This window comes from Hymenobacter aquaticus (assembly GCF_004765605.1).
GTDB classification, from domain to species: domain Bacteria; phylum Bacteroidota; class Bacteroidia; order Cytophagales; family Hymenobacteraceae; genus Hymenobacter; species Hymenobacter aquaticus.
This window is the reverse complement of sequence record NZ_SRLC01000001.1, coordinates 1,160,144-1,181,654: the sequence shown is the minus strand read 5'-3', so window position 1 is coordinate 1,181,654 and position 21,511 is coordinate 1,160,144. Positions and strand designations below refer to the sequence as shown.

Sequence of the window (21,511 nt, the reverse complement as noted above, 5' to 3'; positions counted from 1 at the left end):
ATTTGCCCTTGTGACAACTACATCTGACCAGGTGACAAGGCAATGTGACCAAGTGACAATAGAAAAGGCGGCCCGCAGGGGGCCGCCTTTATGTAGCGCGAACTTTGTAGTTCGCGTGGCCGAACGATACTCGTTGCAACGGCGCGGGCGACGCGAACTACAAAGTTCGCGCTACTAGCTACTGGAAGGCTACTGCTAGTCCTGCACCAGCACGCCGTCGGCTTCGAAGTTGAGCTGCTCCTCGGGCTGGGTAATGGCGGCTACTTCCTTGGCCGACTTGCCCGCGTCCTTGGCGTAGTGCTGCAAATCCTCGACGGGCACTACCTCGCGGTGGGCCCAGCCGTTGATGACGACGGTTTTGCCGCTGATGTCTTTGGGCACGAAAAAGGCGTAGTCCTTGAAGCGCACCCGCATGGGCTGACCCTCGGCGGTGGTCATCGTGAGCCAGCAGCCCTTGGCCTGGCACACCTCGGCGGCGGTGCCCACCAGCTTCACCTGGGCCGAATCCTGCTGGCCCAGCACCTGGCGCAGCTCACTGATGGGGCGGGCCCCGGCGGCAGTAATGGCCGCGCCGTAGGTTTTGCCGGTAATGGCCGGGGCCGCCGCGGCCGGGGTGACGGCCGCCGTAGCGGCAGCTTCGGTGGTGGCGGGCGACGATTGGCAGGCGGCCAGGCCCACCAGGGCGGCGACCAGGGTCAGAGGTTTGAGGTTCATAAGCGCAAGACAAAAAAAGGGGCCGAAGAATCGGCCCCTAAACTAGTGGTTTTCGGCTAAGCCGTACGCCTACGGCTTGCGGCCCCCGTTGATGCTGGCCAGCACCCGTGTCTGGGCCAGCTTGCCCTTTTTGTCGTAGACCTCGGTTTTGACGATGCCCACGGCGGGCGAGTAGTAGTCCACAACTTTGTAGGTGGTGCGCATTACCATATCCTTGCGGGCCTGGGTGGCGTCTTCGTGCTCCGACTCCACTTTGTAGCAGGAAAACGTGCCGGCCGGCGTCGTAACGGGGGTGGGGCCGCTGACGACCTTGCGCTGCCGGGCGAAGCTGCGCACCTTGGCAATATCGACCACCGAGCTGCTGACCTGCACCTCGCTGCCGCCCTCGGGCAGTACGGAGCCGATCTGGGGCTGGTGGGGCCAGGCCAGGGCCACGGGGGCGTACACAAACTTCCGGTCGCGGAACGAGCGGAGGCTTTCGGGCTTCAACTCGCTCATGCCGTCGATGAAGCTCGTGTCCTGGCGGCAGGAGATGGTGAGGTCCTGCATGTTGAGCAGGCGGCTTTTGGCGTCGTAGAGGCCGCTTTTGAGCAGCACCTTGTGCGTTTCCACCGTTTTTTTCTTGTTCATCTCCGAACTCAGGCTCACCACGCGCATGCGCAGCTCGCCGGCGGGCTTGCCGCCCGCGTCGCTGAGGCGGTAGACCCGCTCGTTGTTGTCGTTCAGGCCGAAGGGGTGGCGGCAGTCGGGGCCGGCGGCAGTGGCCGGCACGGTGTCGGGGGCTGGCGGGGCGGTGGTCTGGGCCCGGAGGGCAGCCAGGGGCAGGCACGTCAGCAGCAGGGCGGAAAACAGCGGGAGGGAGGGCAGGGCAGACATAGCGGGAAGGTGGACAGTAGGGGCGAAGCCTGGGCAACATACGAAGCCCACTTTATTTAGATTTGCGCACCCCGTGGCAACTACCCGGCCAAGCTGCGCGCCAGCCCGTAACTTGCGCGGCCCGGGCACGTTTGCCGGGTAGTATCCCTTTTCCTTTTCTTTCCCTGTTCCCGCTCCCTATTATGGCTACTTCTTCCCAATCTTCCGGCACCTGGGCCGACACGGCGGCCTCGCTGCTTTCCAAACTTTCCGGCGGCGTCGAGCTCAGCTTTGCCTTCGACCAGATGGAGCTGCAAGTGCCCAACGCCCAGAACCCCGGCGCGGCCCCCGCGACCTGGCGCCTGAACGGCTCGTTGCGCATCCGCACCCGCGGCGAAAATACCGCCGCTCCGGCTTCGGTGCAGCTGCCCGCCCCCAAATCGGAGCCCCTTGGCTAGTGGCCTCGACATCGAGGCGCGGCTGGTCATTACCATGGATGGGGACGACATTCAGATTGCCGGCTCGGGCTCCTATCTGATTGTGAACCTGCCCAGCCAGCGCGTGCTCGACAAGCTCACCAGCGGTCCGCCCGGCCCCAAGAAGCCCAAGCCGGCCAACGCCCCCGACCCGTTGCAGCAGCTCAACGACCTGGCCCGGGAGCTGGGGCTGATCCTGGATTTGCGGGTGGCGGGCAAGACGCACGTCACCTTCGGGGCCGGCCGCTCGGCCAAGATTACCATCAACGCCGTGCTGGGAAAAATCGGGTCTTTTTTTCGGTAGAAATCCCCGGAAATAAGGGTGCCCGAGGAAGGGCATTTTACGTATCTTGCTCTGTAGCCACCGGTGCCGTCAGTCAGGTCGAGAACGGAACTTATGGCTCTTGGATTGGTTTCCAGAACGTACGTAGCTTCCTCGCACCCGATGATGAATTCCGACAAAGAACGCAAAGACAAAGTAGGGGCCGGCCGGCCGCCTTCCGCCTTCGCCCGCATCGAGCGGGTGCCGCCGCTGCTCATGCTGCTGTACCTGGCTATGGTGGGCATCACGGTGCTGTTTGTCATTCTGGTGGCTGCCTACATCCAGACCCGCACGCTCAGCGGCATGCCTACCGGGGCGCACCCGCTGCCGCGCTACTTCTCTTTGAGTACCATCGTGCTGCTCATCAGCAGCTACACGCTCAGCCAGGCCCAGCGCATCTACCGCTCCGACGACATTCGGAACCTGTCGCGCTGCCTGGGAGCTACGCTGCTGCTGGGAAGCATCTTTTCCGGCCTGCAGGTGCTGGGCTGGCGGGAGCTGATGAACCAGGGCATCTTTTTCGTGGGCGAGGCCAGCGGTACCTACATCTACCTGATTTCGGCCCTGCACGTGGCGCACCTGCTGGGCGGCATGCTGCTGCTGCTGGCCCTGATGCTGCGCAGCATGCACGCCTCCCGCGACGCGGTCCGCTCGTTGGTGTTTATCCGCGACCCGTACCGCCACCGGCAGCTGCGCATGCTGAACATCTACTGGCACTTCATTGATGCCCTGTGGGTGGCGCTGTTTGCCATCTTCCTGTTCCTGTATTAGCCTTCCCAACGGCCTTGCCGCCCACGAAAAAGCCCCGACTCAACTCTGAGGCGGGGCTTTTTCGTGGGCGGCAAGGCCTCCGGCTAGGGCGCGATGGTCACCGTGCCCTTGTAGCTTTTGTCGGTAAACTCAATGAGCAGGAAGTACACGCCGGCGGGCAGGCCGCCCCCGTCCCACTTGAAAGTCCGGTCGGTGGTCTGGTAGACGAGGTTGCCCCAGCGGCTGAAGATTTTGATGTTGGCCAGGCGCGAGTCGCAGAAGTCGGGCGGCAGGCTGGGCAGCTCGAAGAAGTCGTGGTTCTGGTCGTTGTTGGGCGTGAAGACGTTGGGCGGCAGGAAGGGCTGGGCCACGGGCCGCACCACCTCGAAGCGCAGGGTGCGGGTTTTGGGCACGGGCCGGCAGGTGGTTTCCTGCAACCGGAACGTCACGTCCATCCGGCTGGCAGCGGCCAGGGCGCAGTTGGGCGTCCATTCGAGCAGGCCGGTGGCTTTGCCCGCGCCGTTCTGGGCGGTGAAGCGCATGCCGGCCGCCGCCAGGTCGAGGCCGTTGGCCGTGGCCGTGAGCGTCAAGGGGTCCACGTCGGAGTCCAGGCCCTCCATCGTCATGCGGAACGGCTCTCCCAGCTGCCGTTTGATTACCGTAACCGTGTCGGCCAGGGCCAGGGCCAGCGTGGGCGGGGTGTTGGCATAGTCAATCTGAATGGGAATAACCAGCGGGGGCGAGGCCTGCCGCAGGTTGCAGGGCGCGGCGGCGGCGGCAAACTCAAACTCGTAGAGAAACTTGTCGGTGGGCGGGCAGGGCACGCGCCAGGTAAAGGTGCCGCTCACCGGGGAGCCCACCCCGCCGTTCTGCATCAGCGCCGCCCCCACGCTGGCCGGCGCGAAGCCCCGGCCGCTCATTTCCAGCGTCACGGGGTCGGCGTCGGCATCCTGGCCCGTCACCTGGAACGTGACCAGGTCGCCGATGCGCACGCGCAGCGGCAAACCCGGCCCGGCCGTGGTAGCCACCTGGGGCGGACTGTTGGGGTCGGGCACGGCGGTGAAGGCCACGCGCACCGTGTCGCGTTTGGGCAGGCTGCAGCCGTTGTCGGCCACGATTACGTCGAGCAGGTACACCTTGCCTTTGGTGTCGGTGCAGCTGGGAAAGCAGAGCTGCGACACCAGCGTATCGGGGGCCCCCGGCTTGTGGACCGTGCCCTGCAGAAGCGAGACACTGGGCAGCGGGGCCGTGAAGTTGACCGGGTACAACGACAGGGTCAGGCGGGAGTCGGGGTCGGGGTCGGTGAAGCGCAGGGTAAGGCAGCGGCTCTTGCCGGGCTCCAGCTTCAGCACGTCTACCCCCGGCTGGTAAGCCTTGGTCGCGCCGGCCGAAAACACGCTCATCGTCGGCTCGGAGTTGCGCGGGCAGTCGATGACCTGGAGCTGAAAGTCGCGCCGCACCTCGCTGATTTTCTCCCCGTCGCGGTATTCCGAGCATTTGATGCCGAACACGAACAAGCCCAATTGGTTGGGCCGCACCTGTAGCCGGCCCGTGGCGCGGTTCACCGTCAGGGCCGGGTCGCCGGGAATCTGGTTGAGCACGTTGAGGCCGGGCTGCCACTGAATCGGGCTGTAGGGCAGCGGGTCGGCCGCGGCGGGCTTGGGCACGGTGGAGGTAGAGTGGCCGTTCAGGGGCGTCGACAGCTCATACACCAGCGAGTCGCCGTCCACGTCTTGGCCGCCGAAGTCGTAGTAGAACAGGTCGCCGCGGCAGGCATAGTCGCTCAGGGGCGGGAAGATGCGGGGCGTGGAGTTGATAAAGGGCTTACCGTTGCGCACCACGGCCGGAAACTCCAGGTAGTAGGTTTGGCCCGCGTTGCCGGGGTTGCGGATGTTGCGGATGTTGTTGTTGCGGCAGCACCGCTCCACGGCCGCGTAGTAGCCCGCCGGGTTGGTGTAGGTAGTGGCCGGCAAATCAATCAGGCTGGAATACTGAATGCGGCGCGTGCTCAGGATGGGCAGCGTGCAGGCAATGTTGGAGTAGGTCACGTTGGTGTTGGCCACCAGGGGCAACGTCAGGTTCAGCATCCGCCGGTCGGTGTCCTTTTCAAAGATGCTGACCGTTAGCGTGTTATCCAGCGCGCCGGGGTTGCCGTACACCGCGTCGAAGTACAGGTTCAGGTTGATGCGGTAGCGGCTGCCGGACTGGTGTTGCAGATCCAGCTCGCCGCCGACGATGTGCGTGGCCCGCGCCGGCCCGGCCGCCACGAGCAGCAGCAGCAGAACCCAAAAAACTGAAGATAGAAGTCGAGGCATAATATGGGGGGTAAGGCTGTCTAAAGATACGAAACCTGCCTGCGTAACCCCAGCGCCGGCCCCAGGTTTGTGGCCGGCTGCGTATCTTAGCCAACTCAATTCCCACGGGTCGTAGGGCGCTCCGCCCAGGCTCCTTTCATTCTCCTTATTGCATGCGTAAAATCGTATACTCGTTAGTGGCCTGCCTGCTCGCCGGAGCGGCCCAGGCCCAGATTCCAACCTACCGCGCCCAGCCCGCCGACCTCGACGGCACGGCCGCCCGCAACTGCGCCCAGATGCACCAGAGCGCGGCCCTGCGCCAGCCGGCCGCCACCGTGCGCCACCGTCAGAAGATGGAGCGCTACGACGTGAAATACTACAAGCTCGACATTACGCTGGAAAATAACTCCCGCGCCGTGGGCGGCTCGGTGCGCATGCTGGCCCTGAACGGCGGCCAAGCCCTCGACTCGCTGGCGTTTGAGCTGTACCCGACGCTCACCATCGACTCGGTGGTGGTGAACAGCAAAAAAGTCGTGGGCACGCGCCGCGCCGCCGGCGACGTAACCGTGAAGCTGGCCCAGGCAGTGCCGGCGGGCACGCTCTTCAACGCCTATATCTATTACCGCGGCACGGCGCCCAACGGCAACTCGGCCGCCATCGGCAACGCCCTGGATACCGCCATCGACCCGGATTACGGCGTGCCCGTGACCTGGAGCCTGAGTGAGCCCTTCAATGCCTACGAGTGGTGGCCCTGCAAGCAGGTGCTGACCGACAAGGCCGACTCCAGCGACGTGTGGGTGACGACCGCCAGTCTCAACAAAGTGGGCTCCAACGGCGTGCTGACCCAGGTGACGCCCCGCCCCAACGGCAAAAGCCGCTACGAGTGGAAGTCGCGCTACCCCATTGCCTACTACCTGATTTCGGTGGCCGTGGCTCCCTACGTGGAGTACGTCAACTACGCCAACCCCGCGGGCGGGCCCCAGATTCCCATCGTCAACTACCTCTACAACACGGCCGCGCTCAACGACTACCGCACGGAAATCGACCGTACCCCGGGCTTTATCGAAAACTTCTCGAACCTGATAGGGCTGTACCCCTTCGCCAAGGAAAAGTACGGCCACTCGATGGGCCCCATCGGCGGCGGCATGGAGCACCAGACCATGACCACCCAGGACGGCTTCACCTTCACGCTGACCGCCCACGAGCTGTTTCACCAGTGGTTCGGCGACAACGTGACCTGCGCCTCCTGGCGCGACATCTGGCTGAACGAAAGCTTTGCCTCCTACGGCGAGTACCTGTCGCTCAATGCTTTTGCCACGGCGGCCAGCGCCCGCTCCTGGATGGATAACGCCCACGCCTTCAGTCTGCAAAGCACCGGGGGTAGCGTGCTGGTGCCCGCGGCCGACACCACCAACGTGGGCCGTATCTTCAGCAGCCGCCTGAGCTATAAGAAGGGCGCCACCGTGATTCACATGCTGCGCTACCTGCTCAACGACGACGTGAAGTTTTTCCGGGCCCTGCGCACGTACCAGACCCGCTTCGGCGGCAGCACGGCCCGCACCCTGGACATGCAGCGCATTTTCGAAGCCGAAGCCGGCCGCTCCCTCGACTATTTCTTCCAGCAGTGGATTCGGGGGGAAGGCTACCCTTCCTTCGCCGTGCGCTGGAACCAGGTGGGCAGCTCGCTCTATATCCGCTCGACCGAAACGCCTTCCCTGCCCACTGTCACGCCTTTCTTCGACACCGAGCTGGACTACCGCATCAACTACAGCAACGGTACCAACCAGGTTGTGCGCCTGCGCCAGAGCCAGCTGGTTTCCACCTTCACGCTGCCCGTGGCCGCCACCGTCAGCAGCATTCAGCTCGACCCCAACCAGTGGATTCTCAACGGCAGCAGCACGGCCGTGCGAGACAATACGCTGTCCACGAAAAATGCCGCTTCCATGGCCGCCGTTACAGTGTATCCGAACCCGTGCCGCGAAACCCTGCGGCTGGCTAACCTGACGATGCGCACCGCCCAGGCCGAAATCACCGACGTGACGGGCCGCGTGGTGCTGCTCCGCACCGTCGGGGCCGCCCAGCCCACCCTGGATACCCGTCCGCTTGCGCCGGGCCTCTACCACCTGCGCCTGACTACCCCCGAAGGCGAGGTGTCCTTCGCCCGCTTCGTGCGCGAGTAACCGCCCGGGTTACCCCACAAAAAAAGCCCCGCCGATACTTCGGCGGGGCTTTTTTTATGTTTCTGAGGGGCTCTACTTGTAGTACTGCGCAATGCGCTGCTGCACTTCGGGCGGGGCGGCTGGCAGGTTGAAGGTCTGCTCCATGAGCTCGTCAAAGGACGCCGCCGGCGTGAAGATGCTGTCGTGGTAGGCGTTGGCGAAAAAGCGGATGAAGCCCGGCTGCCCGTTGATGCTGACCAAGTCCACGGTTACGTTGCCGTAGCGCTGATTGCAGCGGCCCGTGGCCGAGCAGTCGTTCGGGTGGGGCTTCAGAAAGTGCTTTTCGATGCTTTCGGCGTAGCGCTCATGCTTCAGCAGGCGGTGGTCCGATACCGAGGCATTGTAGCCCTGCTGCAGCACCTGGTCCCGGATGAAGTCGAAGAGGTGGCGGAAGTTGCCGGGCCCAATGCTGGGGTCGTAGAAAAACAAAGCGCCCTGCCGGCCCTGGTCCTTGATGAGTTGCACCCGCAGCTGGCGGGCACACACGCCGGTCTTCTGAAAGTGATACGCTTTGAAGAAGGGCCCCATCCAGTTCAGATACACCTGCTGCTCTACCCACTGCTGGTGCGCCCGCACCTGAGCCGGCGTGCGCCGCAAAGGCTGCCAGCTGGTCGCGTCGGCGGAGGAGCGGTCAGCGGCGAATATCTTCTTCAGAAAGGAAAGCAAGGGAGAGAACTGATTTTGAGAACAAACACTCGGCACTAAAAATAGTTTTTGGGACAGACGCAGCCGGCATCAGCAGCGGGCGTCTTTTCCGGTCTATATTTTTCTTTGTCCGCTACTCTATGACTACCAAACAACGTACCGTTCTCAAGCAGCAGCTCCTCGGCGAATGCCGCCGCGTGCAGCAGCAGAAAGCCGACACGGCCCGGCAGGCCATGCTCGCCCTGGAGGAAAGTGCCCTCGAAACCCAGGGCAGCACGGAAGATACCTTCGAGTCGTTCCGGGAAACCTGCCAGCTGCAGCGCGACCTGTTTGCCCGCCAGCTCGACGAAGCCCTGACCGGCCTGCAGGCTCTGCGGCGGGTGCCCGAAGCCCGCTCGCCCAAAGACCAGCCCGGCGTGGGCACCGTCGTCGTCACCAGTGCCCAGCGGTTTTACATTGCCCTGAGCCTAGGCGAAATCAGCGTTGAAGGAGAGCCGTACTTTGCCATTTCCGCCTTTTCACCGCTCTACCAGGCCATGGCCGGCTGCCGGGTCGGCGACACCTTCAGCTTCCGGGGCCGGCCCTACCGCATCGAGGACGTATTTTAGCCCGGCGCTACCGCACCCGCGACCAGTAGTGGGAGCGGCCAATAAGGGCAAACCCGATGTAGCCTTTCACTTCCACCTTGTCCTTATTGATCAGGCTCAAGTAGCAGGAATAGGTGCGGCCGTTCTGCGGGTCATAGATTTCGCCGTCTTCCCACCGGTCGGCCCCGGCATTGTAGCGCAGGCTGTGCAGCACGGTCAGGTGGTGCAGCAGCTGGGTGCGCTTGCCCGGGTCGGGGTTGCGCAGGTCGGTTTTGGGGCGGCCGGTGTTGGTTTCCTGGGGCTCGCGCAGCCACACCAGCCGGCCGCAGAGCTTGTCGCCGCAGCGGTAGATTTCGATGTGGGTTTCGCCCGTGTCGTCGGCCCAGATGCCAATGGGAACTACCGTTTGGGCCACGGCTCCGAAGGAGCAGGCCAGGAAGAGCAGCAGACCGAGCAGGAGCGTTTTCAAGGGGGCAGGGGCAGTGGCTAGGCTAACCGCGGCAGGGCGCTGAAGGTTTCTGCCGGGAAGGAAGGTAGCACAAAAAAGCGACGCCCCGTAACAGGGCGTCGCTCGTTGTGTAAGGGCGGTGGGGCGGGCTTATTTCACCCGGGTCCAGGTCTGCGACTTGCCAATCAGCGAGAAGCCGATGTAGCCTTTTACCTCCATCGTGTTGGCGTTGAGGACCTTCATGTAGCAGGAGTAGGTTTTGCCATCTTCGGGGTTGTAGATGGTGCCATCGTCCCACTTATTCTCGCTGTCCTTTTTGAAGTCCTTCATGAACACTAGGCCCAGACGGGGGCGGTTGCGCAGCTTGGGGTCGGGGTTCTGCGAGTCGAGCTTGGGCTTGCCCGTGGCCGGGTCGTTGGGCACGGTCAGCGACACGATTTTGCCGTAGAGCTTGTCGCCTTGCTGGTAGATTTCGAAGGTTGCTTTCTTTTCTTCGTTGGTCCAGATGCCCAGGGGCGAGAGTTTTTGGGCCGAAGCAATGCCGGTGAAGCCCAGCAGGAGCGCCAAGCAGAGGAACAGGGTTTTTTTCATGGAAATAAGGGGGTGAGTGGGGTTTGACGGGAAAAAGATAGGAGAAAACGGCGAAATGCGCTGCATGCGCCATTTTTTTGCATCGAATCGTGAATTGCAAGTTTAAGGCCAAGATACAAGCGGCCTTCGTGGGTACCTCATTAAAAATTTCTTAATGAAAAAAAGCCGCTGATGGTCAAGCAACTGGCGTGAAAAGAGAGGCAGAGCCCTAAAAAAAGCTGTTTTTATTTTGAACCATCCCAGGGGCTTTTAACTTTACCAACCAGTAGTGAGTGCTACGACCCCATCTAAGCAGCCCTAAGGTGCTGGGTAGCGCCGATGGGGGATGTCGGATCTAAAGAAAGGAGGTACAAAATGTCTAGTAGTCCCAAACAAATCCTGCCAAGCCTGTCGAATGTAGTCCGCTTCACCGCCGGACGCGCTTAACAACAGCTTTCGCGCGGAACCTTCGTTAGCCCTTCAGGGCGGGTTCCCGCATTCTGGCAAGGTCTTACTCAACAGATGACGGGGCTGTACCCCAGACTCGTCGCTTGGTAAGATTTGAAGGATTAGATACCCGGTTCGCCCAGCAGCTTCTCTGTGAAGTTCTGCATAGGCGGCCGGGTATCGTTTTTTATAGCCATCTGAGCGAAGCCCGGACTCCACCATTTCTATTCGGGAGCATGCTTTTGGCGCCCCAGATGCAGTCAGTTAGCGGGTACCGTCGGGGCGAGCGGCGCTTTTTACCTTGGTCTTCACCTTCGTAGCACCAGCACCGGCCGGCTTGCTCGTTACCTTGGTTTTTACGGTTGACTTTGCCTCGTCCTCGCTTGCGGCGGCGGTCGGTGCCACATCCAGCACCCGCCGGATGCCCATGAAGCGCCGCTCGTAGTCGGTACCTTCCACCTGGCTGACTTTCACCCCGGATTCGCGGCGGGCCGAGGAGGAATGAATAAAGCGCAACGGCTGGCCGGGAAGCGAAATGATGATGCCGGCGTGGCCGGGCGTGGTGGAAGTAGCCGCCGTGCCGGTGAAGATGACCATGTCGCCGCGGCGGGCCTGCTCCCGGGCTACGGGCCGGCCGGTGTCGATGAGCAGGGCCGTGGAGTGGGGCACGCTGACGCCAAAGTGCCCGTAGACGTACAGCAGAAAGCCCGAGCAGTCGAACCCGCCGGTGGGCGTGGTGCCGGCGTAGGTGTAGGGCGAGCCCAGCTGCCGCATGGCAAACTCGATGAGGCTGTCGGCCCGGGATAGTTCGGCGGGGCTGACGGCTTCCGCCAGCGCGCCGGATTGGGTATCGGAGACGGTGCGGGCCGGCAAGCCCGTGACGAGTGCCACCCGGTTGGGGGCCGCCGGGGCGCGGAAGCGTTGCCAGCCGAAGAAAGCCAGCATTCCTGCCGCCAGCGTAAGAAAGGTGAGCCAGACGTAGCGCATATGCGTGTGAACGGAAGCCCGCCGAAATGGGGGGCGTACTGCCCTAACGGCGGAGCTTGGGCCCGGGTTCCTGGCAAATTTCGGGCGGAGAAGGGCCAAACGGCGGCAGCGGCTGGTTTTCACCAGTATCTTGCAACCCCGCCTGCTTTCCCGTGTCGGGGTAAGTTCCCACCGTCTTTTTCATTTCAACCGTTCCTTTTCATGTTTTCACCCTGTTTTCGCCGGCTGCTGGCCGTGGCGGCCGTGCTGCTGCTCAGCCAGTTTGCCCCGGCCCAGGCAGCTTCCTCGCTGCGCTACACCCTGTCGATGCCGGCTCCCCAGACGCACTACTTTGAAGTAGACATGGCCCTGGGTGGCTTCGGCAAGCAATTCACCGACGTAAAAATGCCGGTGTGGGCCCCGGGCTCGTACCTGGTGCGGGAGTTTGCCAAAAACGTGGAAGGCTTCGAGGCTAAGGCCGGGAGCCAGCCGCTGCGCACCGAGAAAATCAGCAAGAATACCTGGCGCGTGTACCACCCCGGCGCCAAGGACTTCACGGTGCACTACCGCGTGTATGCCTTCGAGCTGAGCGTGCGCACCAGCTTTATCGACGCGGCCCACGGCTACCTGAACGGCACTAGCGTGTTTATGTACCCGGCCGAGGGCCAGCAGCTGCCCAGCACCCTGACGGTGCAGCCGGCCCCGGGCTGGACCCAGGTGACGACCAGCCTGAAGCCGGCCGGCGCGCCCTTCACCTTCCGCTCGGCCAGCTACGACGAGCTGGCCGACTCGCCCATTGAAATCGGCACCCACAAGGTGCTGAGCTTTGAGGCCAACGGTACGCCCCACACCATTGCCATGTTTGGCAACCCCCAGTACGACGAGGCCCGGCTGCTCGCGGACATGAAGCGCACCTGCGAGGAGGCGCACCGCGTGGTGGGCCAGAATCCGCTGGACCGCTACGTGTTCATCATTCACAACATCGACCGGGGCACCGGCGGTTTGGAGCACCTGTTCTCCACCACGCTGTCGGTGTCGCGCAATGCCTATAGCTCAGAAGCGGGCTGGAAGGGCTTTCTGGGGCTGGTGGCCCACGAGTATTTCCACCTCTGGAACGTGAAGCGCATCCGGCCCGTGGCCCTGGGCCCGTTTAACTACGACGCGGAAAACTACACCCGCATGCTCTGGGTCAGTGAGGGCGGCACCGAGTACTTCAGCAACCTGATTGTGCAGCGCGCCGGCTTCGTGACGCCCGAGGGCTATTTGGCTGATCTGAGCAACGGCATCGGCCGGGTGGAGAATACGCCCGGCAACAAACAGCAGGCCGCGGCCGAGTCGAGCTTTGATGCCTGGATTAAGTACTACCGGCCCAACGAAAACTCGCAGAACACCGGCATCAGCTACTACGACAAGGGCGAGGTCATCGGGGCGGTGCTCGACTTGATGATTATCAACGAAACCAAAGGCCAGAAAAGCCTCGACGACGTAATGCGCTACCTCTACGACCAGTACTACCAGAAACTGGGCCGGGGCTTCACCGACGATGAGTACCAGGCGGCCGTAGCCAAAGTAGCCGGCCGCCGCTTCGACGACTTCTTCCGCCAGAACGTGTACGGCACCGAAACGCTGCCCTACAACACGGCCCTGGGCTACGCCGGCCTCACGCTGACCAGCACGCCCGTTACCTCGGATGCCGCGCTGGGCGCCACCGTCAGCACCGCCGGGGGCAAGTTCACCGTCGGCAGCGTGGTGCGCAACGGCAGCGCCTGGCAGGGCGGCCTGAGCGTGGGCGACGAAATTCTGGCCGTGAATGGAGCCCGCCTCACCGACGACCCCAACAAGCTGCTGGTCGGTGTGCCGGTGGGCACGCCCGTTTCTTTCATCGTCTCGCGCGACGGGCAGCTGAAAGAGGTGACCCTGCCGCTGCTGGCCAGCGGCAGCCAGCGCTACCGCATCGAGAAGCTGCCCAACCCCACGGCCCAGCAGCAGACCGTGTTCAATAAGTGGCTGCGGGTGAAGTAGGTTCTGCTCGTTCAGCATAAAGTAAACCTGCTGCGCCTCACGACGTGGCAGGCACGTAAAAAGCCTCCGGAGAACTTCTCCGGAGGCTTTTTATTTCCTGGAGTCGATAATCGTACTACAGGGGCAGCACGCCCACGGCGGCACCCACGTTCACCCGGCCCCAGCCGAAGTTGCCGTTGCGGGCGGTGCGGTTGCTGCTGTTGGCTACCAGGCGGCTCATGATCTGGGCCCGGCTTTCGGCGGGGTAGCGGGCCCACACCACGGCGGCCATGCCGGCCATGCTGGCGGTGGCCACCGACGAGCCGCCGACCGTGCTGGGTGCGTCGCCGCTCATGGCCAGCGACAGGGGCCGCCGGTCGTTGCTGGTGCGCTGCATGACCACGGTAAACTCCACGTCGGAGCCCACGTGGCACTCGTCGCAGCGGGTGGTCAGGTCGTCCTTGATGCCCGTCACGGCCACGGCTTCGGGCAGGGAGGCGGGGTAGATAACCCCGGCCCAGCCCGCCGTCCAGTCGAGGGAGGTGCCGGCGGCGCAGAAAATCAGCTTGCCCTTGCCGTAGGCGTAGCGGATGGCGTCGGTCATCTGGGAGGCGCTGGTCAGGCGGCCCATGCTCATGCTGATGATGCGCACGTCGGCGCGGTTAGCGGCCAGAATGTAGGCATCCGACACGCCCTTCACTTCCCGGCTGCCGTCGATGAACACGTCTTCCGCCGCCCGCACGGTTATCAGGCTGGCGTTGTAGGCCACGCCCACCGAGGCGCCGTCGGTGCCGCGGGGTGCGGCGGCCGCGCCGGCCATGCTGGTACCGTGCCCGCAGCCGTCGTTGGGCGTTTCGGCGTCGCCGTAGGGAATGCCGAAGATGGAGTTGCGGGGCAGCGTCACGAGGCGCTCAATGGTGCGGCCGCTGCTCAGGCCCTGGTTGAAGGCCGCGCCCAGGTTTTCCTGGGCATCCGAGCAGCCCGAGTCGATAATGACGATCTTCATGCCCTGGCCCGTGCTCTGGCTCCAGCTGCTCCGGATGCCGTGGTACTGGTCGGCGTGGTTCCAGCTCGATTTGCTGCCGTTGTTGAGCACGGTGTAGTCGGAGCCGGCGACCAGGCCGGCCGTGGCCGAGTTGTTGCCGCAGCCGCTGCTGGTCAGCCCGGCGGCGGTTTTGCTGGCGGTAGTAGTGGGGCGGTTGGGCTCGTAGCCAATGGGCTCGGCGTAGCGCACCAGCCCGGAGGCCCGCAGCTGCTGAATGGTGCTCAGCTCCCGCACCGTCACGTCGAGCACGGGCAGCACGTTTTCCTGGTAGGCAATCAGGTCGTTGAGGGTCAGCTCGGGCCGGGATTTGCGCTCCTCGGCCAGAATCAGCTCCAGCACCTGCCGGCGGGCCGCCTGCCAGGCGGGGTCGGTGGCCGCGTCGTCGGGCAGGGCCCCGGCGTAGCCGGCCGGCCGGTAGCCCACCGACAGCACGTAGTCGGAGCGGGTCAGGGCGCTCCACACGAAGTGAGGCGAGGCCTGGTTCCAGTCGAAGCGGCCCTGCCGGTTGAGCGTGCTGAGGATCTGCTCGTCGAGCTGATGGGCGCTGAGTGCCTCGGTGGGGTTGTCGGCGGGCTGGGGCAGCTGCCGGTCGTCCTGTTCCTGCTGGCAGCCGGCCAGCAGCACCGCGCACAGCGCGGCGGAAAGGGTAGGAATGCGCATAATGGTTGTGGGTGTTTGGGGTAGAAAAGAACTGAGCAATAAGCGAATGGAGTGAAAACATAGCTGAAATACAATATGCTGCTAGCATAACTTTTTGGCTTTCGCGTCGTAGTCCGCCGGCTTCAAAACAAAAAAGCCCCACCAGACACTGGCGGGGCTTTTTTGGCGGCATGCCGACTAGTTCGGCAACCGGAAGATTTCGTTACATCACCCGTTTCAGGGCCACGTCGCGCACGGGCGTAATCACCAGCGGCACCTTTTCCACCTTCACCGAGGAGGTATCCAGGCCGAAGTATTTGTCTTCGGAGGCAATGAACTGCTTGATGTAGAAGTAGGCCTGCATCACCAGCTTCTCCATCACCGGGAAGTCGTTTTCGACCGACAGGAACTTCTCCAGCACCACGAAGCGGAAGTCGCCGGTCACGTGCTGCTTGCTCAGGGATTCGTAGCGGGAGGTAATGTCCACTTCGCGGTTGCGCACCAGGTCTTCCACCACCTTGCGGAAGTAGAGGTTGATGCGCTGCTCGACGCGGAAACCCAGGCGGAAGGTGATGCGGAAGGCGTCGTCGGGAGCCAGCTCTACCACTTTGTACTCCATCGTATACGGCTCGTCGGTGGTATCCACGTGCACAAACCAGTAGATGTCGGCCCGTTTGGGACGCTTCTGGAAGATGGAATAGATGATCTTGCTCTCAATTTCGGAAGCCCGCTCGGCCGAGGTCATAAACACCAGGTGGGTAGCGTATTTCGGTACTGATTCGTCGTTGCTGAGCTCTTTCAGCGCGTCCATGTAGGGGTCAATCTTGACGAACTCCGTCAGGCGGCGCTTGATGTAGTAGGCGCGCAGCCACACGTACATCACCCCAATCAGCGTGGCGCCAATGGCCAGGGAAACCCAGCCGCCGTGCGGAAACTTAATCAGGTTGGCCACCAGGAAAGAGCCTTCGATAAGCCCGTACAGGGCCGCAAACAGCACCACGACCACCAGCGGCACGCGCTTGGTGCGCAGCCACACAGTGAGCAGCAGCGTGGTCATCAGCATGGTCAGGGTAATGGCCAGGCCGTAGGCGGCTTCCATGTTGCTGGACTCGCGGAAGTACAGCACCACCCCGATGCAGCCCAGCAGCAACAGGCGGTTCATCGAGGGCACGTAGAGTTGGCCCTTCACGTCGGTGGGGTAGTTGAGCTTAACCTTGGGCCACATGTTCAGGCGGATAGCCTCGGCTACCAGCGTAAACGAGCCCGTAATCAGGGCCTGGGAGGCAATGATGGCCGCAATGGTGGCAATGCCAATACCGATGAGCAGAAACCAGTCGGGCATGAGCTCATAGAAGGGGTTGCGGCCGCCCAGCTGCTGGCCCTGGTTGGTGAGCAGCCAGGCACCCTGCCCGAAGTAGTTGAGCAACAGGCAGGTTTTGACGAACACCCAGCTGATGCGGATGTTGCCTTTGCCGCAGTGGCCCAGGTCGGAATAAAGCGCCTCGGCCCCGGTGGTGCACAGAAACACGGCCCCCAGCAGCCAGAACCCGCCGGGATATTCCACCAGCAGCTCGTAGGCGTAGTAGGGGTTTACCGCCTTCAGAATTTCTGGGTTCTGCACAATCCAGCTGACGCCCAGCACGCCCAGCATGCTGAACCACAGGAACATAATGGGTCCGAAGGCCTTGCCGACAATCTGGGTGCCGAAGCTTTGCAGGAAAAACAGCCCCGCAATGATGGCAATGACGATGTAGACGATAATGTCCTGGCTCAGGTGCGGATATACCTGCTTGAGCCCCTCAATGGCCGACGATACCGAAATCGGGGGCGTAATTACGCCGTCGGCCAGCAGGGCCGCGCCGCCGATGATGGCCGGCACCGTCAGCCAGGCGGCCCGCCGCCGCACCAGGGCGTAGAGCGAGAAAATGCCGCCTTCCCCGTTGTTGTCCGCGTTCAGGGTGAGCAGCACGTACTTGATGGTGGTTTGCAGCGTCAGCGTCCAGAGCACGCAGGAGATGCCGCCCAGAATCAGCCGCGGGTCAATCAGCTCGGGCACAATGGCCTTCATCACGTAGAGCGGCGAAGTGCCGATGTCGCCGTAGATAATACCGAGGGCAATCAGTAAGCCACCGGTCGAAATGGCGGTGTGCCGATGTTTGGCGTCCATAGAAAGGGGAAAAGGAAGCTTGCCTCAAAAATAAAAGCGGGCAAAGGTAGGGCAAACCGACTAAATCAGTGATGAAGCCGGTGCCGGGTCCGGAAGCTCCGGGGGAAAGGCTTAGTCCGTCGTTTCAGACGCCTCAGCGGCGGCGGCATTGGCCGCGTCCAGCTCGGCCTGGTAGATAGCGGCCGCCAGGGCCGCGGCTTCATCGTGCCGCTGCCGGATGCGGCGGTTGGCTTCGGCCACCAGCTTCAGCCACGACTCGGAGGCGCCCGCAAAGGAATAGTACACGGTTTCGCGGCCCAGGCGGTAAAGGCGCAACCGATTGGCGCCCCGGTTGCCGTAGGCCAGCAGTAGGGCCCCCACGGCCATGCCAAACATGGCGGGCATGGTACGAATCCAGTTTTGCAGAAAAGCCAGCGTGAAGCCGGCCAGCACCAAGCCGCCCAGCATAAACCACAGCAGCCAGCGTACAGGCTGCACGTCGAGGCCTTCCAGCTCGAGCAGGCCGTAGCGCTGCCCGTTCACGGTGAGGCTGTCGGCGGTGAGCTCCAAACGGCCGTTTTCGCTGCGCAGGGTGGGCAGGGGGGCCGGCTGGGCGGTCAAGACTGGCTCCGGGTCGGGCGGCGGCGGTAGTGGTTCGGCCGGGGAAGGTTCGTGGGTAGGCATGGGGGCCAACAGGGAAGCAGCGGGGCGGCTGGCCGTGCTCGTGCGCACCCAGCGCGGGGGCTGGGTGGCACGGGCCGGACTAGAGGCCGAGGGTGTGCTTCAGTTGTTTACTTTGAGCAGCTCCACGTCGAAAATCAGGGCCGAGTCGGGGCCGATGTCGCGGCCAGCACCCCGCTTGCCGTAGGCCATGTCGGAGGGAATGTAGAGGCGCCACTTCGAGCCTTCGGGCATCAGCTGCAGGGCTTCTGTCCAGCCGGCAATCACCTGGTTGACGCCGAACGTAGCGGGCTGGCCGCGCTGGTAGCTGCTGTCGAATACGGTGCCGTTGATGAGCGTGCCGTGGTAGTGGGTGGTTACCGAGCTGCTGGGGCCGGGCTTTTTGCCCGAGCCTTCGGTCAGGACTTCGTACTGCAGGCCGCTGGGCAGGGTCGTGATGCCGGGCTTGTTCTTGTTTTCGGCCAGGAAGTCTTCGCCGGCTTGCTTGTTGTTGCTCATATCAGAGGAATCTTGGTGGTCGTCTTCTTCGGGGCCGCCCATCTGGGCCTGGAGCTGCTCCATGGCGCTGCGCATCTGCTCCTGCGAGAGGCGGCTGGGCTCGCCGGCCAGGCCTTCCTTGAGGCTGGCGGCCAGCACGTCGATGTCGAGCTGCAGGCCCTGCTGGGCGAAGTTGCGGGCCAAATCGCGCCCGATGATGTAGCTGATTTGCTCCTGGAGGCTGTTTAGGTTCATAAACCAGTGCGTTTTACGGATTTCCGGGGCCGGGCCCAACGTGGGCCGGGTACTGGAATAAAAGGTGGTGGAAAGAATAACGGAAGCCCCGCGCGGGCCGCCGAACTGTGAAGTACCGAAAACCGGCCCGAATGGATGTGGTTTTTTTATTTCTCTAACGATAACCGCCTGATTCTGATGGCGGGTTTATTTCCGGCCTAAAACAACAAAGCCCCGCCGGGGCGGAGCTTTGGGTAAAAAAGCGGCTGGTAGGCCGGCTTAGCAGTAGTAGCACTGGTCCTCACCCCGCAGGTCGAAGTGCAGGTTCAGGTCTTTGAGTTGAGCGGTCAGGTAGCCCAGGGACCCGAGGCCACTGAGCAGCAGCAGCGAAGATAGGGCAGTGGTCTTTTTCATGGCAAAGTATGGATGTAGAAGCAATTCAGCTTGTTGGCTGCAAAGATAATACGGAAAGGTGAAGAAAATGTTATGCAAGCATAACTAATTTGTTGCCCCGGCCGGCCCGCATAACTTCCGGCCGGCCCGCTTCACTCGGCCGCGCGAACCCCAAAACCGGCCGCCTAGCAGTAGTAGACCGCGTCGTCGGAGAGGTCGAAGCGCAGGTCCAGGCGGTGCAGCTGGCTGAGCAGAAAGCTGGCGGAGCCAATGCCGCTGAGCAGCAGCATGGTCGGGAGGATGGAGTTTCGGTTGGACATAAGTCGAGGAAATAGGAAAAAGAATAAGCGAATGTTGAATACAATATAGTAATAAATAGATGTAATCCGGAACGCAGGTGCCGCAAACCCACGCCAGCTCCCAGTGGGCTAGTCGTGGGGGCTGGAGGCCGGCCGGAAGCCGCCGGCTAGGGCTGGCGCTGCGCGGGGGCCGCCGCCTGGGCGGCCCGAATTTTCTCGGCTACTTCCACCATCGGGGCCACCCAGATTTCCTTTTCGTGGGCCCGCAGGTAGCGCAGCAGCTGGCGGTGGGCCTGCAGATCCACATTCAGGGCGTGGCCGCCGCCCACGCCGTGAAACAGAAACACCAGCAGCGTGTGCGACTGTTGGGCCTGCTTTACCAGGTTGATGAGGTAGTCGCCGCTTTGCCCGTTAATCATGTAGCTGTTGATGTCGGTCAGGTCGACCTGGGCGGCGGGCTGCAGGCCGGCCCGTACGCCGCGGGCCGCCACGAAGTCCGTCCGCAGCTGGTCGTAGAACTTCACGCCGCCGATGGTCAAGTCGCCGCAGGGGTAAGCGAAGGTGCGGGCGGTTTTGCCGTCGATGGCGTTGAGCAGCACGTTGTTGGCCCGCACCTCACTCACGGCCCGGCTCACGGTGTACTTGCTCAGGTCGTTGTCGGGCGTCACGAAGCCGCGGCCGGGCAGGCTACCGTCGCAGGGGTGCATCAGGGCGTGGTTGCCCAGCTCGTGGCCGCGCTGGGCGGCGCGGCGCCACTCCGGCAGGCGCCGGGCCACGACGGGTGAGGAGCCGATCAAATAAAACGTGCCCCGCAGCCTGACCGAGTCGAGGGCCGGCACCACGTGGTCCAGGTCCGCGTCGATGGCGTCGTCGTAGGTCAGCACCACGGCGCACTGCCGGTTGTTCCAGGCGCTGGCAGACTGAGCGAAGCCGGCGGTGCCGGCGGCCAGGAACAGGGCGCCGGTGAGGCTGATAAGGCGGGTAGACAGGGGTAGCATGAAGGCGGGGTTACAATAGGGCACGACGCTGGCCTGCCGGCGGGCGGGTCGCGGCTCGGAACTTACTAAGATTACCCGGCAATCCGCTTAAGCGGCCGTTTTACTCCGGATGCTATAGTTGGACGGGCCTTGCTTGCCGCGAAGCGGAGCCCGGACGTGCAACCCCTGCCCGGGCGGCGTTACGGCACCGGTTCGATTTCCACCCGCCGGTTGCGGGCATCGGGCGAAGGGTAGAGGGGGCGGGTGTCGCCGTAGCCGGTGGTGCTGAGGCGCGCGGCCGCAATGCCGGCCTTCACCAGAAAGCTTTTCACGGCCTCGGCGCGCTGCTCGGAAAGCAGCAGGTTTTTCTGGGGCTCCCCAATCCGGTCGGTGTGGCCACTGATGCGCAGCCGTAGCTCCGGCTGGGCCCGGAGCTGGACCGCCACTTGGTTGAGGGCCGGGAATCCGTCGGGCAGCAGCTCGGCCGTGCCCAGGCGAAACAACACCGTGGGCAGTACCACGGGCGCCGCTGCCAGCTGCGGGGCCGCCGCCGCGGGCCGAGCAGTATCGAGCCGGGCCACGGCCGGCGCCAGCGGCTCGATGGGGGCCGGGCGCGCGTCGGCCCCCAGCGAGCCGCTAACCTGAATGGTGATGGGCACTACGGGGCTCTGGCGGGTGGGGTAGTAGCCCTGGGTCAGGTAGAACGTGGTGGTTTTGCTGAGCCGGGTGCGGTAGGTGTTGCCGGTGGCTACGGGCTGCTTCAAGTCGGCATCGGCGTACCAGAGCACGTTGCGGCCCGTGACGCGGATGGTGGTTTCGGCCCCGGCCGCCACCGTGGCCGCCGACTTGAGCTTGACACGATAAAAGGTGAACGAGCCCACGTCACAGTCGCCGGTGGGCTGGTAGGTGGCGCGGCCGGTGAGCTTTTCCTGGGCGGGGTCGTAGGTGAAGGAAATGGCGCCCTCGCACCAGTAAGTGAAGGGCGTGCGGCCGGTTTCGTTGAGCTTGCGCACGTGCTCTAGGTGCAAGCCTTTAGCTTGGAGCGTGCCCAGCACCTGAAACGTGACGGACATGCCGGGCTGGCCGCCCACTTCCTGGTAGAGCACGCCAAACAGACCCGCGCCCTTGCCTTTCTGCAGCCGGAGCACGGCCGGCCAGGTGGCGCCCGGCTCGCCGGTGTCGGTTTCCACGCCCTGCCAGACGCCGGTCAGCGCCTGGGCGGTGCTGCTGCTAACCGGTAGGCCCGCCAGTAGCAGGGCCCCGATAATGCCATACCAAAAGCTGCGTTTCATGCCGCTAAATAAATCGGAAATGCCAGCAAAATCC

At 63.4% G+C, this 21,511-nt stretch carries 21 protein-coding genes; 6 read left to right on the top strand and 15 right to left on the bottom strand.

Annotated elements, in window-relative coordinates; genetic code table 11:
* Positions 1 to 195: 195 nt before the first annotated feature.
* Positions 196 to 714, bottom strand: coding sequence for a DUF4920 domain-containing protein (locus tag E5K00_RS04775; RefSeq protein WP_135462114.1), 519 nt, complete (start codon positions 712 to 714; stop codon positions 196 to 198).
* A gap of 69 nt (positions 715 to 783) precedes the next feature.
* Positions 784 to 1,590: a TapB family protein gene (locus E5K00_RS04770; protein ID WP_135462113.1), complete on the bottom strand. Its 807-nt coding sequence runs from the start codon at positions 1,588 to 1,590 to the stop codon at positions 784 to 786.
* 182 nt (positions 1,591 to 1,772) lie between these two features.
* On the opposite strand from E5K00_RS04770, the gene E5K00_RS04765 reads away from it, so the two are divergent.
* From E5K00_RS04765 to E5K00_RS04755, 3 genes are all read left to right on the top strand, one after another.
* Complete coding sequence (locus tag E5K00_RS04765; RefSeq protein WP_135462112.1) at positions 1,773 to 2,027, top strand: hypothetical protein; 255 nt, start codon at positions 1,773 to 1,775, stop codon at positions 2,025 to 2,027.
* On the top strand, positions 2,020 to 2,349 hold the full coding sequence (locus E5K00_RS04760) for a hypothetical protein (RefSeq protein ID WP_135462111.1): 330 nt from the start codon (positions 2,020 to 2,022) through the stop codon (positions 2,347 to 2,349). Before E5K00_RS04765 ends, E5K00_RS04760 begins: the two co-directional genes overlap by 8 nt.
* Positions 2,350 to 2,490: 141 nt before the next feature.
* On the top strand, positions 2,491 to 3,138 hold the full coding sequence (locus E5K00_RS04755; protein WP_245328209.1) for a cytochrome c oxidase subunit 3: 648 nt from the start codon (positions 2,491 to 2,493) through the stop codon (positions 3,136 to 3,138).
* Positions 3,139 to 3,221: 83 nt separating this feature from the next.
* Here E5K00_RS04755 and E5K00_RS04750 read toward each other — a convergent pair whose 3' ends face one another.
* Entirely contained in the window at positions 3,222 to 5,432 is a 2,211-nt protein-coding gene (locus E5K00_RS04750; RefSeq protein WP_135462110.1) for a gliding motility-associated C-terminal domain-containing protein, read from the bottom strand.
* Positions 5,433 to 5,584: 152 nt separating this feature from the next.
* Between E5K00_RS04750 and E5K00_RS04745 the strand changes: the two genes are divergently transcribed.
* Complete coding sequence (locus tag E5K00_RS04745) at positions 5,585 to 7,591, top strand: M1 family aminopeptidase (protein WP_135462109.1); 2,007 nt, start codon at positions 5,585 to 5,587, stop codon at positions 7,589 to 7,591.
* A 72-nt stretch (positions 7,592 to 7,663) separates the two neighbouring features.
* Here E5K00_RS04745 and E5K00_RS04740 read toward each other — a convergent pair whose 3' ends face one another.
* Positions 7,664 to 8,296, bottom strand: coding sequence for a hypothetical protein (locus E5K00_RS04740; RefSeq protein WP_135462108.1), 633 nt, complete (start codon positions 8,294 to 8,296; stop codon positions 7,664 to 7,666).
* Positions 8,297 to 8,415: 119 nt separating this feature from the next.
* On the opposite strand from E5K00_RS04740, the gene E5K00_RS04735 reads away from it, so the two are divergent.
* Positions 8,416 to 8,883 carry a hypothetical protein gene (locus E5K00_RS04735; protein ID WP_135462107.1) on the top strand — a complete coding sequence of 156 codons (468 nt, stop codon included), beginning with the start codon at positions 8,416 to 8,418 and terminating at the stop codon, positions 8,881 to 8,883.
* A 7-nt stretch (positions 8,884 to 8,890) separates the two neighbouring features.
* Here E5K00_RS04735 and E5K00_RS04730 read toward each other — a convergent pair whose 3' ends face one another.
* The 3 genes from E5K00_RS04730 to E5K00_RS04720 all read right to left on the bottom strand — a co-directional run bounded on the left by E5K00_RS04730 (position 8,891) and on the right by E5K00_RS04720 (position 11,314).
* Positions 8,891 to 9,331: a DUF2147 domain-containing protein gene (locus E5K00_RS04730; protein WP_135462106.1), complete on the bottom strand. Its 441-nt coding sequence runs from the start codon at positions 9,329 to 9,331 to the stop codon at positions 8,891 to 8,893.
* A gap of 129 nt (positions 9,332 to 9,460) precedes the next feature.
* On the bottom strand, positions 9,461 to 9,901 hold the full coding sequence (locus tag E5K00_RS04725) for a DUF2147 domain-containing protein (RefSeq protein WP_135462105.1): 441 nt from the start codon (positions 9,899 to 9,901) through the stop codon (positions 9,461 to 9,463).
* A 690-nt stretch (positions 9,902 to 10,591) separates the two neighbouring features.
* Positions 10,592 to 11,314 carry a C40 family peptidase gene (locus E5K00_RS04720; protein ID WP_135462104.1) on the bottom strand — a complete coding sequence of 241 codons (723 nt, stop codon included), beginning with the start codon at positions 11,312 to 11,314 and terminating at the stop codon, positions 10,592 to 10,594.
* Between the two features lie 201 nt (positions 11,315 to 11,515).
* On the opposite strand from E5K00_RS04720, the gene E5K00_RS04715 reads away from it, so the two are divergent.
* Complete coding sequence (locus tag E5K00_RS04715) at positions 11,516 to 13,315, top strand: M61 family metallopeptidase (protein ID WP_245328208.1); 1,800 nt, start codon at positions 11,516 to 11,518, stop codon at positions 13,313 to 13,315.
* A gap of 115 nt (positions 13,316 to 13,430) precedes the next feature.
* Here E5K00_RS04715 and E5K00_RS04710 read toward each other — a convergent pair whose 3' ends face one another.
* The 8 genes from E5K00_RS04710 to E5K00_RS04685 all read right to left on the bottom strand — a co-directional run bounded on the left by E5K00_RS04710 (position 13,431) and on the right by E5K00_RS04685 (position 21,477).
* Positions 13,431 to 14,999, bottom strand: a complete 1,569-nt coding sequence (locus E5K00_RS04710; protein ID WP_135462103.1) for a S8 family peptidase — start codon at positions 14,997 to 14,999, stop codon at positions 13,431 to 13,433.
* A gap of 202 nt (positions 15,000 to 15,201) precedes the next feature.
* Positions 15,202 to 17,145 carry a KUP/HAK/KT family potassium transporter gene (locus E5K00_RS04705; RefSeq protein ID WP_135462102.1) on the bottom strand — a complete coding sequence of 648 codons (1,944 nt, stop codon included), beginning with the start codon at positions 17,143 to 17,145 and terminating at the stop codon, positions 15,202 to 15,204.
* A 111-nt stretch (positions 17,146 to 17,256) separates the two neighbouring features.
* Positions 17,257 to 17,808: a hypothetical protein gene (locus E5K00_RS04700; RefSeq protein WP_135462101.1), complete on the bottom strand. Its 552-nt coding sequence runs from the start codon at positions 17,806 to 17,808 to the stop codon at positions 17,257 to 17,259.
* Between the two features lie 99 nt (positions 17,809 to 17,907).
* Positions 17,908 to 18,537 carry an FKBP-type peptidyl-prolyl cis-trans isomerase gene (locus E5K00_RS04695; protein WP_135462100.1) on the bottom strand — a complete coding sequence of 210 codons (630 nt, stop codon included), beginning with the start codon at positions 18,535 to 18,537 and terminating at the stop codon, positions 17,908 to 17,910.
* A gap of 258 nt (positions 18,538 to 18,795) precedes the next feature.
* Positions 18,796 to 18,930: a hypothetical protein gene (locus tag E5K00_RS23185; RefSeq protein ID WP_262710058.1), complete on the bottom strand. Its 135-nt coding sequence runs from the start codon at positions 18,928 to 18,930 to the stop codon at positions 18,796 to 18,798.
* Positions 18,931 to 19,094: 164 nt separating this feature from the next.
* Entirely contained in the window at positions 19,095 to 19,229 is a 135-nt protein-coding gene (locus E5K00_RS23180) for a hypothetical protein (protein ID WP_262710057.1), read from the bottom strand.
* A 146-nt stretch (positions 19,230 to 19,375) separates the two neighbouring features.
* Complete coding sequence (locus tag E5K00_RS04690; protein WP_135462099.1) at positions 19,376 to 20,206, bottom strand: polysaccharide deacetylase family protein; 831 nt, start codon at positions 20,204 to 20,206, stop codon at positions 19,376 to 19,378.
* 179 nt (positions 20,207 to 20,385) lie between these two features.
* Complete coding sequence (locus E5K00_RS04685) at positions 20,386 to 21,477, bottom strand: OmpA family protein (protein ID WP_135462098.1); 1,092 nt, start codon at positions 21,475 to 21,477, stop codon at positions 20,386 to 20,388.
* Between the last annotated feature and the right edge of the window lie 34 nt (positions 21,478 to 21,511).

Excerpts from the sequence above, each read along its gene's own strand:
- E5K00_RS04775 (WP_135462114.1), bottom strand. The coding sequence starts at position 714 with ATGAACCTCAAACCTCTGACCCTGGTCGCCGCCCTGGTGGGCCTGGCC.
- E5K00_RS04770 (WP_135462113.1), bottom strand. The coding sequence starts at position 1,590 with ATGTCTGCCCTGCCCTCCCTCCCGCTGTTTTCCGCCCTGCTGCTGACG.
- E5K00_RS04765 (WP_135462112.1), top strand. The coding sequence starts at position 1,773 with ATGGCTACTTCTTCCCAATCTTCCGGCACCTGGGCCGACACGGCGGCC.
- E5K00_RS04755 (WP_245328209.1), top strand. The coding sequence starts at position 2,491 with ATGATGAATTCCGACAAAGAACGCAAAGACAAAGTAGGGGCCGGCCGG.
- E5K00_RS04750 (WP_135462110.1), bottom strand. The coding sequence starts at position 5,432 with ATGCCTCGACTTCTATCTTCAGTTTTTTGGGTTCTGCTGCTGCTGCTC.
- E5K00_RS04745 (WP_135462109.1), top strand. The coding sequence starts at position 5,585 with ATGCGTAAAATCGTATACTCGTTAGTGGCCTGCCTGCTCGCCGGAGCG.
- E5K00_RS04735 (WP_135462107.1), top strand. The coding sequence starts at position 8,416 with ATGACTACCAAACAACGTACCGTTCTCAAGCAGCAGCTCCTCGGCGAA.
- E5K00_RS04725 (WP_135462105.1), bottom strand. The coding sequence starts at position 9,901 with ATGAAAAAAACCCTGTTCCTCTGCTTGGCGCTCCTGCTGGGCTTCACC.
- E5K00_RS04720 (WP_135462104.1), bottom strand. The coding sequence starts at position 11,314 with ATGCGCTACGTCTGGCTCACCTTTCTTACGCTGGCGGCAGGAATGCTG.
- E5K00_RS04715 (WP_245328208.1), top strand. The coding sequence starts at position 11,516 with ATGTTTTCACCCTGTTTTCGCCGGCTGCTGGCCGTGGCGGCCGTGCTG.
- E5K00_RS04710 (WP_135462103.1), bottom strand. The coding sequence starts at position 14,999 with ATGCGCATTCCTACCCTTTCCGCCGCGCTGTGCGCGGTGCTGCTGGCC.
- E5K00_RS04705 (WP_135462102.1), bottom strand. The coding sequence starts at position 17,145 with ATGGACGCCAAACATCGGCACACCGCCATTTCGACCGGTGGCTTACTG.
- E5K00_RS04700 (WP_135462101.1), bottom strand. The coding sequence starts at position 17,808 with ATGCCTACCCACGAACCTTCCCCGGCCGAACCACTACCGCCGCCGCCC.
- E5K00_RS04695 (WP_135462100.1), bottom strand. The coding sequence starts at position 18,537 with ATGAACCTAAACAGCCTCCAGGAGCAAATCAGCTACATCATCGGGCGC.
- E5K00_RS23185 (WP_262710058.1), bottom strand. The coding sequence starts at position 18,930 with ATGAAAAAGACCACTGCCCTATCTTCGCTGCTGCTGCTCAGTGGCCTC.
- E5K00_RS23180 (WP_262710057.1), bottom strand. The coding sequence starts at position 19,229 with ATGTCCAACCGAAACTCCATCCTCCCGACCATGCTGCTGCTCAGCGGC.
- E5K00_RS04690 (WP_135462099.1), bottom strand. The coding sequence starts at position 20,206 with ATGCTACCCCTGTCTACCCGCCTTATCAGCCTCACCGGCGCCCTGTTC.
- E5K00_RS04685 (WP_135462098.1), bottom strand. The coding sequence starts at position 21,477 with ATGAAACGCAGCTTTTGGTATGGCATTATCGGGGCCCTGCTACTGGCG.